Genomic DNA, 12,079 nt, shown 5'->3' with positions numbered 1-12,079 from the left:
CCACCCGCTGACCGGCCGGACCGCGCCTCATGGCACGACCCGCTCGATGGCGTAGTCGCGGACGACCGGATCGCCATGCGCGTCACCGGCGAAGAAGCGTGCGCTGCCGGCCCGCCAGGTGGACACCGACGGATCGGTGGAGTCGTCGACGAGCGCTGCGGTGGCGGCATACAACCGGGCGTCGTGGGCCTCGCTCGCCCGGTCCAGCTCAGCCCGGTCCAGCTCAGCCCTGTCCAGCTGCGTCCGGTCGCGCTCTGCCGGCGCCGGGTCCGCCCGACCCGAGTCAGTGGCGCCCAGGTCGCGCGACACGGTGACCCACGTCGAGCGATCGGGGTTGGGCGCACCGTCAAGGCGAGGCACGGCGTCCTGCGAGTGTTCGAGGGAGAGGACGGCGATGTCGTCCGGCACGGGCATCCGTCCCACGGGTGAGCCCATCGTCACGACGTGGGTCACCGGGTGGGCCTCGGTGAACCGTGGCGACGAGGCGAGCCCGGCCGCGGCGATCCCGCCGAGGCTGTGCCCGACGAGCATGACCGGTCCATCGCTCCGGTCGCGACCGCCCGTCCCCGTGGCCGTCGCCGCCGATGCGGCCTGCGCCTGCTCCAGTGCGCGGTGGACACCGTCGGCGAGAACCGTCGCGTCCTGGGCCATCGAACGGACGTCGGTCGTGACGTCGAACGGGTTGGCGCCGGCCGTGGGATCCCACGCCTGGGTGCCACTGATCTCGACGATCCAGGCAGAGCCTTGGGGCTGCGGGACCTCGATCACCCGAACGTGCCCGGCGTAGTCCTCGCCGTCGCCCACGTTGCGTTGGTCCACCGCCAGGTCCCGGAGGGTGCGAGGGACGCTGGCTCCGGGGCGTGGCCGGGCTTCTGCGGTGACCCGCGCGCGACCACCGTCGGACAGCAACCCCCACAGGGCAGCTGAGTCCGCGAGAAGGCGCAGAGCCACCTCGTAGTCCAGGTCCGCCTCGTGGTCCTGCTCGGAACCGACACGCTCGGAACCGTCAGGCTCGGAACGGCCACCCGCGGGGCCGTCTGCCCCGGAGGCGAGCCCGTCAGCGCGCGGGCGCGCGGGCACGAAGGGGGCGGTCAGCGGGTTGGACCGAAGTCCCACCACGAGCCCCTCCACTCCCCCGGCCAGATCCGCGATGGCCGGCTCGTCGAACACGGCCCGGTCCAGCAGACCCGCCACGTCGACGCCGAGCGCGTCGAGGGCAAGCACCCCGACGAGGAGCTGAGGGGCCAGCTCGCCCACGACCAGCATCACGGTGTCCTGGGCGAGCTCGACAGCCCTGGCCGCCTCCGCCTCTGCCCGACGGTAGGACGCGGAAGCAGCCATCACGGCGGAGGAGAGCGAGACCATCGACGCGACGTCGCCCAGGAGGCCGCGCGGCCCGACGGCCTCCGCGAGCGCCGCGTCGGCCCGCAACCCCGTGCCGGGGCTGAGCAGGGACCCTGCGACCAGGTCGGGATCTGCCGCGGCAGCGACCGCTCGACAGGCCACGAGAGCCACGTCCCCCGCCACGTCGGCGAGGGCAGCGGCAGCGGCGTCCAGCGAGTCCAACCCGACGGAGGTCCCCGCGGAGCCACCGCGGACGTGGAGGAGGTCGCGGCTCATGCGCGGCCCGCGGCCCGCGTAGCAGCCTCACCGGCGGCGCGGGCAAAGTCGGCGCCGAGCGCAGCGACGCGGAGCACCTCCGCCCGGGCGGCTTCGACACCGTCGGCGTGGGCCTGAACCCGTCCGGCCGCCTCGTCGAGCTGCTGCGCCGAGCGTTGTAGCGCGTGCGCACGCTCGCCAACGCGCTCGCGGAACAGCGTCGCCGCCCTCGACCGCCAGGCGAGGTCGCGCGTGCGCCCCACCCTCACGGCGAGGTGACGAAGCCGGTCCGCGTCGGCGTGCAGCCGCGTCGCCATGGCCCTGATCTCGTGCGGGTGTCCGATCATGCGACCACGGTGCCGCGCGGACGAATCGTGCGCAGCGCGCTCTTCGAGCCCTGTGGGCCGGTCGCCTTCGAGGTCGAGGCATGTGGACAAATCAGTCCGCAGCGGCCCCATCACTGAGCGGAGCCGGCCCCACCGCCTCGGCCACAGCCTCGCGCGGAGCCGGCCCCACCGCCTCGGCCACAGCCTCGCGCTCAGGCTCGTCCTCAGGCTCGAGCAGCCCACCGAGGTCGGCGAGGAACAACGCCTGGGTGAGCGCGGTCCGCCGCAGCTCCTCGGGGTCGACGCTCTCTCCGGGCGAGTGGATCCGGGACTCCGGCTCCTCCACCCCGAGCAGCATGATCTCGGCGTCGGGAACGAGCTCGGCCAGGGCGGTCGCGAGCGGGATCGATCCACCTTGCCCGGTGGTGACCGCGTCGCGGCCGAACGCCGTCCGCATCGCCCGCCGCATGGCCGTGTATGCCGGTCCGTCGGTCCTCGCGCGGAACCCGTGCCCCAGCGAGACCGGCTTGATCTCCACCTGTGCCCCGAAGGGTGTGTGTGCCCGCAGGTGCGCGATGAGCAGCTGCTGGGCGGCAGCCGCATCGGTGTCGGCGGGCACCCGGAGGTTGACCACGGCCCGCGCCTCGCCCTGGGCTGCGGCCGTCACCTGCGAGATGGGAGGGCAGTCGATGGCCAGCACGGTGGCTGCCGGTCGCGCCCACAGGAGGTCGGCCACGGAGCCGGTGCCCGTCAACGGCTCGACACCGTCGAGGAGTCCTGCGTCGCCGCGAAACCTGTTGGTGTCAAAGGGCGCCCCGTCCCACAGTCCGTCGTGGTCGAGCCCGTCGATCGTCGTCTCGCCGCTCGCGTCGCGCAGGCTGGCCAGAGAGGTGAGCAGGGCCTGGAGGGCGTCTGGCGCGGCGCCGCCGAACATGCCGGAGTGCGCCGCGTGCCGCATCGTGCGCACCGTCATCAGGACGCTGCCGGTGCCGCGCAACGAGGTCGTGAGGGTCGGGAGCCCGGCCTCGACGTTGCCGGTGTCTGCGAGCAGCAGGGCATCGCACTGCACGAGCTCGGGGTGGGCCCGCGCGAGCCCCTCCATCCCCCCACTCGACTGCTCCTCGGACCCCTCGCAGACGACGGCCACCTCGACCGGCCACCCGCCGAGCACCTCGCGAAGGGCCCGCAGGGCCAGGACGCTGGCCATGAGATTGCCCTTGCAGTCGGCTGATCCCCTTCCATACCAACGCCCATCGAGCTCGGTGAGCTCCCACGGCGGGGTCTGCCAGGCGGCCGGGTCACCGACCGGCACGACGTCGTAGTGCGAGTACAGCAGCACTCGCGGAGCCCCGTCCGGGCCAGCCGAGCGCCCGACCACGGCGAGCGACCCGTCCGGTGTCTCGTGCGCGCGTATGCCGTCCACGCCGGCTTCGGCGAAGAGGTCAGCGACCAGCGCGGCTGCGGCCCGGCACTCGCTCTCGGGCTCGATCGCCGGGTTCGCCACGGAACGCAACGCAACCAGGCGCGCGAGGTCCTCGCGGACCCGCGGCATACCTGCGTCGACGGCGGCCGCGAGCCTCGCGGCGAGGGAGGCTCCCCCCGGAGCGCCAGCCGGAGACGCTTCGCTCACGGCACCAGGTCGTCGAGGTAGAGCGGGAGCATCTCCCACCAGGTCGGCCAGTCGTGGTCGTAGCGGTCGCCCCAGTCGTCGACCCGATTGGGAACTCCCTTGCGGCCCAACGCATCCCCGGCCGCCCAGGACTCTCCGACGTCCTCCCAGCGCCCACTACCCGAGGCGAGGACGACGTAGCGACGGCGCAGCATCTCCAGCGCCGGGCCCTCGAGCCCGGGGAGGAACTGCAGCGGCGACGCGAAGTACCAGTCCTGGGTGGTGTCGCCGCCGATGAACTTCTCCACCCGGAAGGTGCCGCTCATGCAGACGGCCGCGGCGAACAGGTGGGGGTAGCGGCAGATCATGGCGTAGGAGTTGAAGGCACCGATGGAGGCGCCGGCCAGGACCACGGCCTGGGGGGAGCTGTCTGCGTGGATGGCGGGCACGACCTCCTCGGCGACGGCCTGGTGGTACTGGTTGAACAGCCACATCCGGTGCTCTGGCGACCCCTCGTTGCGCTGCAGCGCCTGACCGGCCGCACTGTCGCACGAGTAGACCTTGATCCGGCCGGCCTCGATCAGCGGGGCGAGCGTCCCGACCAGGTGGTGACGCTCCACCTCCTCGGCGTCTCCGCCGGCGGTCGGGAACAGCAGCACGGGCACGCCGTAGTGGCCCCAGCGGACCAGGGTGATGTCGCGCCCCATCCGCTCCGAATGCCAGCGTTCGGTGACCTTCATGCCGTCCTCCAGGGGGTGGGGAGTGAGGTGGGGTGCATCTACTCGTACACGAACTTCTGGGGTCCGGGGAACAGCCAGGACAGCCCGTCGCGCAGCCGGTCCCGCCAGTCCTCCCAGTTGTGGCCGTCCCGCGCCTCGACGTACTTGACGGTCATGCCCGCGCCACGGAACACCGGCACCATGGACCGGTTGGGCGTGATGAGCGGCTCGTAGATGCCGCAGCTCATGAACAGCCGCTCGACGGGTGCGGTGGGCTTGGCCCGGTAGCGGTTGACGAACTTCACGACGGGGTCGAACGCCGGCCCGCCGCCGTGGTCCGTGCCGATGTCGGTGAACACCAGCGACGCGGACTGCAGGAACAGTGACCCGAACACGCCCGGATAGCGCACCGCGGTGGACAGCGACGCGATGCCGCCGAAGCTCGATCCCATCAGGGCTCGAGCGTGCGGGTCGTCGATGAGCGGCAGCCGTTCGGCCAGCATCGGGAGGAGCTCGCGGGCGACGAAGCGCGCATGCGGCGCGTGGTTGGGGTACTCCCGCAGCCGGTCCCGGGGTGGCACGAAGGCAACGATCAGCGGTGCGACGTCGAGCCTATGGATGAGGTTGTCCAGCACGGTCTTCATCGCGGCGTAGTCGAGGTAGTCGGTGCCGTCGTGGACGACGAGCAGCGGGTAGCGAAGAGCAGGGTTGTAGCGAGCCGGCAGGTAGAGCTTGACGTGCTGCTCGCGGCGCAGCGCCTTCGACTGCAACGTGTCCTCGATGATCTCGCCCGGTCTGGCCTCGGGGTCGTGGTGCACCCAGTCCGGCACCTCGTAGCCCGTGGCCGCACACACCGAGCTCGACCCCATCGGGGAGTGAGCCAGCCGCTGGTTCAGCGGGTCGTTGAACGTCGCGTAGTGCTCGCCGTTGCGGGTCTCGAGCTGGTACTCCACTCGCGAGCCGCTGGGCAGGACCGTCGTGACCGCCCAGAGGTCGGTGTCGGGCAGCCGCTTCATGACCAACGGGTCGGGCAGTCCCACGACCCGGTGCCGGACCCTCACCTCGTCGGCCTCGCCGCGGAAGAGGAACGTCGCCCGCTCGTTCTCGATGATCGGCGCCCCGTGCCGGGCGATGAACCGGTCGATCACCGCGCCGTCCACCGGCAGGCGCTCGCGCAGCCGGTTGATCGCCAGCCGTCCCTCGCTCACGAGCCGGCCCCCCTGCCGTCCATGACCTGCGTGCCGGTCGCCGGCGAACCATTCGCGCCGCCCAGCTCGTGGACCGCTCCGTCGATGCCCAGGATCCGCGCACCCAGGGGCAGCCCACCGGACTCCGTGAGCTCGAGGGCGGTCCCGTCGTCGAGCAGCACACAGTGCTGGTCGGTGAACCGCCGAGCCATGACGGCGCACCGGTCCCGGTCGTCGAGGCGCAGCCGGCGGCGGGCGTGCGGCAGTGCGACGATCCCCCGCACCCGACCCAGGCCGCGGTCGAAGACCTCGGCCTCGGTGTTGCCCTCGGGACCGTGGTCGTGGAAGAGCACGACCCGCTCGGTCAACGCCATCGCGCCGGCCGACCACGCGATCACCGGCACCTCGTCGGGCAGGCGGATCGCGAAGAGCCGCAAGGTCCGCAGCAGGGTGCCGACGTGTCCGCCGGTGAGCACGACCGCGGCCGACTGGCGGAGCAGGTCGGCGAGCTCGCCGCGGTGCCAGCCGATCACCCCGCTGGCGTCGATCGGCGCCGCCTCGTCGAGCTCGGCGTACAGCGCCTTGAGCTGCGCGGCGTACCACTGGTCGACGTGGCGCACGACCTCGATCGAGTCGTCGAGCGCCGAGTATGCCGTGGCCTCGCCGCGGACGCGGCCCTCGCCTTCGCCCGTGCGTCGCTGCACGGCATACACCCCGTCCATGGCGTTCTGGAGGCGCAGGCGGTAGAGCGAGAGGAGGGCGTCGTGGCGGTCGCGGAAGGCGAGCGCCGCGGAGCCGAACGCCTCGTCCTTGGTGATGACGTCGAGGCTGCGGTGGTAGAGACGCAGGTGGCGGGTGTCGCCCCCGAGGACGGTGTCGATCTCGTCGACATCGTCCTCGCGCTCCTCCCAGCCCGCGTTGATCGTCGCCACGGGTCCCTCGACACCGAGGGAACGCAGGGCGGTGCCGGCCGTGGTCATGAACCGTTGCGGCCCGAGGAGGACGGTGCGCATCAGGGGACGGCGGTCAGCCTGCGTGGACGTGGACGGTCTGGCCCACGTCGTCGAGCATGCTGCGGAGGGTGTCGTAGTCGGGGTGGCGCATGCGCACATAGGCGTTGGCCATGTAGCCGGCCTCGACGGGCTGGGTGTGGTGACCCTGCGGAGGGAAGTGGCCGTCGATGATCCACTGGCCGTGTCGGGACTGGATCTCGTCGATGCCGGTGTAGCCGGTGATGTGGCCGTCGGCCTCCGGACGCAGCGCGATGATCCCGGCGGAGTAAGGACGCCGCATGGGCTGCTCCGGGACGCCGTGGGTGATGATGTGGGCCCACTCGCGGTAGACGTCGACGTCGTTGCTCGCGGAGTAGAGGTCCCAGCACCCCACGCCGGGCGGGCGGCACCCGATCTCGGAGAACTTGAGCCCCTTCGGGCCGTGGAACCACTCCATGTGGGTGGCGCTCGTCCCGATGCCGAGGGCCTCGATGACACGGGCGCCCATCGCCGCGACCTCTGCGTAGAAGGGTGAGTCGGACATCCGGTTCGTCGTGGCGAACTGGGGCGAGATCCAGCGGCTGCGCATCGCCTCCAGGACGTTGGGGTAGTAGTGCGTGGTCCAGTCGTGGACCACCCGGCCGTCCTTGGCGATGGTGTCGTAGAAGCCCTCGTGGCCCTCGACGAACTCCTCGATCGCGATGGACGCGGCACCGTGCGACCCGAACTCGGTCAGCGCGTGCGCCAGCTCGGTGTCGTTGTCGACCCGCATCGTGTCCTTGGCGCCGGCTCCGTCGCGCGGCTTGAGGATGAGCGGGTAGCCGACGCGCTCGGCGAAGGCCCAGGCCTCGTGGGCGTGGTCGACGGCCGCCGAGGCAGCCGTCGGCACCCCTGCCCCACGCAGCGCCTGCTTCATCGACGGCTTGTCGCGGCAGAGCCACGTGGTGCGGACCGAGGTGCCCGGGACGCCGGTGGCCTCGCGGACCTGCGCGGCGACCATGGTGTGCGCCTCGACGGTCGCTTCGAGGCCGTCGACCCACACCTTGGACTGGATGAACCGCACCGCCTCGACCATCGCCTTCAGGTCGGTGACGGATCCGACCTTGTAGTAGCCGCTCATCGCGCTGCGCAGCTCGTCGTCGAGGGTGTACTCGTCGGACTCCCCGATGCCGATGACATTGGCCCCCACGGAGGCCAGGGCGAGGGCGAAGCGGCGCTGGTTGGCGGGGAACCCCGGCTCGACGAAGACGATGTTCACGGACCCGACCCTATGCCCGCCCCGGGCCCGAGTGCTCGTCGTGGTGCAAGGAGGTGGGCGTACGCTGCCTCGACCCGCTCGCGCCACCATTGCTCCCGCTCGGCCGTCGCCGCCCACCGGGTCAGCAGGGCCTCGTCCGGCGCGACCCGGCCGACTGGCAGGAAACCTCCCCGGGGCACCAGGGGGTCTGCGCACACGTCCCCTTCCAGCAGCGCCACGGTGCCCAGCCCGCACGCGAAGGGCAGGTCGGGCAGCGCGGCCGCCAGCGCGACCCCCGCCGCCATCCCGACTGACGTGTCGAGCGCCGAGGACACGACGGCCGGGAGTCCACAGTCCGCGACCACCTCCAGGGCGCGCTGGACGCCCCCCAGCGGCGCCACCTTGACGACCACGAGGTCGGCGGCCTCCTCGCGCGCCACCCGCGCAGGGTCCTCCGCCTTGCGGATCGACTCGTCGGCGGCGACGAGGACGTCGATCCCGTTGCGTGCCAGCGCCAGGCGCAGCTCTCGCAGCTCGCTCACCTCCGCGCACGGCTGCTCTGCATACTCCAGCCCGTATGCCGCGAGCCGGCGCAGCGCGTCCGTCGCCTCGGCCACGGACCACCCGCCGTTGGCGTCCACCCGGATCCGGCCGTCAGGTCCCATCGCGTCGCGAACCGCGGCCACGCGGCATACGTCGTCCTCGATGCTCTGGCCGTGCTCGGCGACCTTGACCTTCGCCGTCGTCGCGCCGTCGAACCGGGCGAGGACGCCCACGACCTGGTCGGCGGCCACGGCGGGCACGGTCGCGTTGACGGGGATGCTGTCGCGCTTAGGTGACGGCCACTGGCCCCAGCCCGCCTCGACGGCGGCGGACAGCCACCGGGCGGACTCGTCCGTGGCGTACTCGAGGAAGGGCGAGAACTCACCCCAGCCCGACGGGCCGTGCAGCAGCGCCGCCTCTCGCACGGTGACGCCACGAAAGCGCACCCGCATCGGGATCGAGACCACGCGCATCCCCGCGAGCAGCTCCTCCAGTGGGGGCAGCAGCAGCGCGGGCACCGGCGGGGTGGTCATGCGCCCCATTGCAGCAGACGCGCCCGGACCGCCGGCGGCGGGCCGGGCGCGACCCCTGCGGTCAGTGGTCGTGCGGGGTGAGCTGGTTGCGGATCTCGCCCCCGGGGTACTTCGTGCTGTGGACGTTGGCATAGGTCGAGTCGGCCCGGATCGCCGCAAGCAGCTCGGCGAACTCTCCCGCCACGATGCCCTGCCCGCTCGGGCCGATCACGTCAGCGGCCCGCAACGTCCCGCTCACTTCGCCCGGGTTGGTCGTAGGGCATGCGGGCGTGACGATTCCGGGAGGAGCGCCCACGTTGCTGCAGAGGAAGACGCTGACCCCGCCCGTCTGGGACGGGGAACCGAAGTGGATGTGCGACTGCGTGACGGTGCCCTCGAGGTTGGCGTACCGCACCCGGTAGTCGATGGTGCCAGCGTCGGGGTTGATCCGCAGCCGGATCGACCCCGACCCGCTGGTCGACAGGGCGAGCGGTGTCTCGTGGTAGCCGCTGAGCCGCTCGGTGACCGTGAACGACTTGTGGCTGCCGTCGCCTGCAGAGGCGACCGCGCCAGCTCCGAGGATGCCGACGGCACCGAGCCCCACGGCCGACGCGATGACGCCCCACTGCTTGAGTGTGTTCATGCAGACCTCCTGAAAAAGGGGGCGAGACGGGAATCCGCCCGCCCTTCTGCTACGAATCCCCATCCACAAACGTTCATCGACGGTGCCCAGAAGCCGTCCGACGAGAGGGCACCCGTGCCGACCCTGTCCGATTTCTCCGCAACCACCCTGTCCGGCGAGGACCAGCCGCTGTCGACCTATGCCGGTCAGGTGGCCCTGGTCGTGAACACGGCGAGCGAGTGCGGCTACACGCCGCAGTTCGCCGGTCTGGAGGAGCTGTACGCGGCGTACTCCGAGCAGGGCCTGGTCGTGCTCGGGTTCCCGTGCAACCAGTTCGGCGGCCAGGAGCCCGGTCACGAGGACCAGATCGGCGAGTTCTGTCAGCGCAACTACGGAGTGACCTTCCCGATGTTCGCCAAGGTCCAGGTGAACGGCGCCGAGGCGCACCCGCTGTACGACTGGCTGAAGTCGGAGAAGCGTGGCCTGATGGGCGCCAAGATCAAGTGGAACTTCACCAAGTTCCTCGTCGGCCGTGACGGCGCCGTTCTCAAGCGCTACGGCTCGAGCACCAAGCCCGAGGCCATCGCCAAGGACATCGAGGACGCCCTCGCCGCCTGAGCCCCCGTGGCCAGGGCCCGCTCAGCCTTCGCGTGGACGAACCGCCTCGAGGTCAGCCAGGGCACGCTGCACCATCAGGAAGTTCCTGAACCTGCCGACCAACAGGTCGGCACTCCCCAGTCGCCACACGTCCGGTGCACGGTGCGGGTGGCCAAGCCGCACGTCCACACCGTCCGGGCCGGACACCGCGTGGGCGAACCTGCGTGCCCTGTCGTGGGGAGACGACCTCAGCCCCATGTGCGTCCACAGTGCGGTCGACGTGAGGGCGCGGCCGGGGCCGAGCAGGTCGTTGGCCATGGCCACCGCATGGATCACGGCACCTGCCGCGATGTCGTCGCGGTCGTACCCGCGCAGCAAGGCTGGCTCAGCGGCCACCGCACGGGCCAGGAGACGTCGACAGGCGGTGCGGCCCTCGACGCCGATCAACGACTTCGCCACGGCGTCGGTGCGCGCGGCGATCGCGGCCACTCGATCTCGCAGGTCCGCCGGTACCAGACCCAGGTCGAGCGGCTCGTCGGGCAGGGGCTCCCTGGTCAGGGCATCCAGCTCTTCCGCACCGCCGACCAGGGAACGCAGCCAGGTCCTCGCCAGCTCGTGTCGCGGTTGCATCGGCACGTGGATCACCGCGGGCGGTGGCGCAGGTCGAGTCGCGCCACGTCCGAGCTTGAGGGCGGCGCACTCGTAGCCACTTCCCTCGACGGGTCGGCGAACGGTGTCCACGACCTTGTCGTCCATCATGACGACCATCGTCAGCTGACCGAGATCACGCCCATATCCCCGACCGAAGCCGTCGTCGTCGTCGTCGAAGCTGTCATCAGCCAACAGGTCCTCGTACCGGCGCTCGTCCCTGCCCACTCGGCCGAACGGCAGCACGGCTGCCTCGTCCCCCCACTGCCCTGCGCCGTCCCACTGATCTGCGCCGTCCCACTGGTCTGCGCCCTCCCACTGGTTGGCGCCCTCAACCTGACCCATCTCCTGCCCCCCTCTGCCGGTGCGGCCCAACCCGGGCCACCGCTCTGAGATCACCCTGACAGCCCCTGGTGACACTGCAGACGACTTGTCCACAGGGTCGCCCGGGCAGGCTTTCATCGCACTTGCATCATGATGCAGAACGTGATGCACTGATGCAGTGCGTACCACCATCACGATCGACGAAGACCTGTTGAGGGAGGCAAAGGTCATGGCGGCCCGGACCGACCGCACCGTCAGCAGCGTCCTCGAGGAGGCCCTGCGCGAGATGCTCGCGCGGCATACCGAGGCGGAGGAACGACGCCGGCGGGACTTCACCCTGCCCAGCTATCACGGCGGCGGCTTCCTCGTCGACATCCTCGACAAGGAAGCCCTGGCCGACGCGTTGGGCGACAACGACCGACTGTGATCATCTTCGACGTCAACGTCTTCGTGACCGCGATGGACCTCGACGCCGCAAGCCACTCGGTGGCGAACCAGGCCCTGGTCCGAGCGCTGACGGGTAGCGAGCCCGTCGGCGTGATCGACGACACCCTGACGGCGACAATGCGCATCTGCACCAACCGGCGCATCAAGACCCAGCCTGCGTCGACCGAGAAGGCACTGGCCTTCTGCGAGCGCATCCGATCCGCGCCCATGGCCGAGCGCGTGGAGTCGGGCGCTGCCGCCTGGCAACGCTTCGTTGGGCTGGTCACCGCCTTGGAGCTGCGCGGCAACGACGTTCCTGATGCGTGGCTGGCGGCACAGGCGATCGAGCTCGGCGCGCACTTCGTCACCTTCGACAAGGGCTTTGAACGATTCCCCGGCCTGCACGTCACGATCCTCGGCAAGCCGTCACAAGGGTGAGGTATGCCGCGTGGCGACCACGCGGCATACCTCGTCGTGTGCCCGGACATGACAGCTGATATGTAGCGACTTCCTGTCAAGAGGGCAGGGCGAGGCGCCGTCCGGATGGCTTTCCGGGCGGCGCCTCTGTGTTGGCTCATGGACCTGCCTGGGCGAGCGTGTCGTTGGCGACGCACGGTCAGGCTGATATGCGCGGGTTGAATACCGCAGGACGGGCTGTTCGGCTGGAGCGGTACCGCGTGTCTAGGATCGAGCGTCGCGCCGGGATGCGAGTCCTGTTGCTGCTCATAGCTGTTCCGC

General features: G+C 71.1%; 13 protein-coding genes. 3 read left to right on the top strand and 10 right to left on the bottom strand.

From position 1 onward, the window contains the following. Positions 1 to 27: 27 nt before the first annotated feature. The 9 genes from AC1DWR_RS05625 to AC1DWR_RS05585 all read right to left on the bottom strand — a co-directional run bounded on the left by AC1DWR_RS05625 (position 28) and on the right by AC1DWR_RS05585 (position 9,367). Positions 28 to 1,620, bottom strand: a complete 1,593-nt coding sequence (locus AC1DWR_RS05625) for a PGAP1-like alpha/beta domain-containing protein (protein WP_477623832.1) — start codon at positions 1,618 to 1,620, stop codon at positions 28 to 30. After that, positions 1,617 to 1,946, bottom strand: a complete 330-nt coding sequence (locus tag AC1DWR_RS05620; RefSeq protein ID WP_477623831.1) for a hypothetical protein — start codon at positions 1,944 to 1,946, stop codon at positions 1,617 to 1,619. The genes AC1DWR_RS05625 and AC1DWR_RS05620 overlap by 4 nt, the downstream gene beginning before the upstream one ends. Positions 1,947 to 2,037: 91 nt before the next feature. Beyond that, positions 2,038 to 3,555 (bottom strand): M20/M25/M40 family metallo-hydrolase, encoded by a 1,518-nt coding sequence (locus tag AC1DWR_RS05615; protein WP_477623830.1) that lies wholly within the window; start codon positions 3,553 to 3,555, stop codon positions 2,038 to 2,040. Beyond that, positions 3,552 to 4,274: an esterase family protein gene (locus tag AC1DWR_RS05610; RefSeq protein WP_477623829.1), complete on the bottom strand. Its 723-nt coding sequence runs from the start codon at positions 4,272 to 4,274 to the stop codon at positions 3,552 to 3,554. The genes AC1DWR_RS05615 and AC1DWR_RS05610 overlap by 4 nt, the downstream gene beginning before the upstream one ends. A gap of 38 nt (positions 4,275 to 4,312) precedes the next feature. Then, entirely contained in the window at positions 4,313 to 5,461 is a 1,149-nt protein-coding gene (locus AC1DWR_RS05605; RefSeq protein WP_477623828.1) for an alpha/beta hydrolase, read from the bottom strand. After that, on the bottom strand, positions 5,458 to 6,453 hold the full coding sequence (locus tag AC1DWR_RS05600; RefSeq protein WP_477623827.1) for a type 1 glutamine amidotransferase family protein: 996 nt from the start codon (positions 6,451 to 6,453) through the stop codon (positions 5,458 to 5,460). The genes AC1DWR_RS05605 and AC1DWR_RS05600 overlap by 4 nt, the downstream gene beginning before the upstream one ends. A gap of 13 nt (positions 6,454 to 6,466) precedes the next feature. Then, a complete protein-coding gene (locus AC1DWR_RS05595; RefSeq protein ID WP_477623826.1) occupies positions 6,467 to 7,690 on the bottom strand; it encodes an ATP-grasp domain-containing protein in 1,224 nt (407 codons plus the stop codon). Further along, complete coding sequence (locus AC1DWR_RS05590; protein WP_477623825.1) at positions 7,687 to 8,745, bottom strand: o-succinylbenzoate synthase; 1,059 nt, start codon at positions 8,743 to 8,745, stop codon at positions 7,687 to 7,689. Before AC1DWR_RS05590 ends, AC1DWR_RS05595 begins: the two co-directional genes overlap by 4 nt. Before the next feature lie 61 nt (positions 8,746 to 8,806). Beyond that, the gene (locus AC1DWR_RS05585) at positions 8,807 to 9,367 is read right to left on the bottom strand and encodes a CHRD domain-containing protein (protein ID WP_477613733.1); all 561 of its coding nucleotides are present in this window, start codon (positions 9,365 to 9,367) and stop codon (positions 8,807 to 8,809) included. A gap of 114 nt (positions 9,368 to 9,481) precedes the next feature. On the opposite strand from AC1DWR_RS05585, the gene AC1DWR_RS05580 reads away from it, so the two are divergent. Continuing rightward, a complete protein-coding gene (locus tag AC1DWR_RS05580; protein ID WP_477613734.1) occupies positions 9,482 to 9,964 on the top strand; it encodes a glutathione peroxidase in 483 nt (160 codons plus the stop codon). A gap of 21 nt (positions 9,965 to 9,985) precedes the next feature. On the opposite strand, the gene AC1DWR_RS05575 is transcribed toward AC1DWR_RS05580, so the two are convergent. Then, the gene (locus AC1DWR_RS05575; protein WP_477623824.1) at positions 9,986 to 10,936 is read right to left on the bottom strand and encodes a hypothetical protein; all 951 of its coding nucleotides are present in this window, start codon (positions 10,934 to 10,936) and stop codon (positions 9,986 to 9,988) included. A 157-nt stretch (positions 10,937 to 11,093) separates the two neighbouring features. Between AC1DWR_RS05575 and AC1DWR_RS05570 the strand changes: the two genes are divergently transcribed. Together AC1DWR_RS05570 and AC1DWR_RS05565 are read left to right on the top strand one after the other, a co-directional pair. Continuing rightward, the gene (locus tag AC1DWR_RS05570) at positions 11,094 to 11,342 is read left to right on the top strand and encodes a CopG family ribbon-helix-helix protein (RefSeq protein ID WP_477623823.1); all 249 of its coding nucleotides are present in this window, start codon (positions 11,094 to 11,096) and stop codon (positions 11,340 to 11,342) included. Next, positions 11,339 to 11,779, top strand: a complete 441-nt coding sequence (locus tag AC1DWR_RS05565) for a TA system VapC family ribonuclease toxin (RefSeq protein ID WP_477623822.1) — start codon at positions 11,339 to 11,341, stop codon at positions 11,777 to 11,779. Before AC1DWR_RS05570 ends, AC1DWR_RS05565 begins: the two co-directional genes overlap by 4 nt. The last annotated feature ends 300 nt before the right edge of the window (positions 11,780 to 12,079 follow it).

The organism is Pedococcus sp. P2_E2, assembly GCF_056403955.1.
This window is presented reverse-complemented; position numbering and strand designations above follow the sequence as displayed.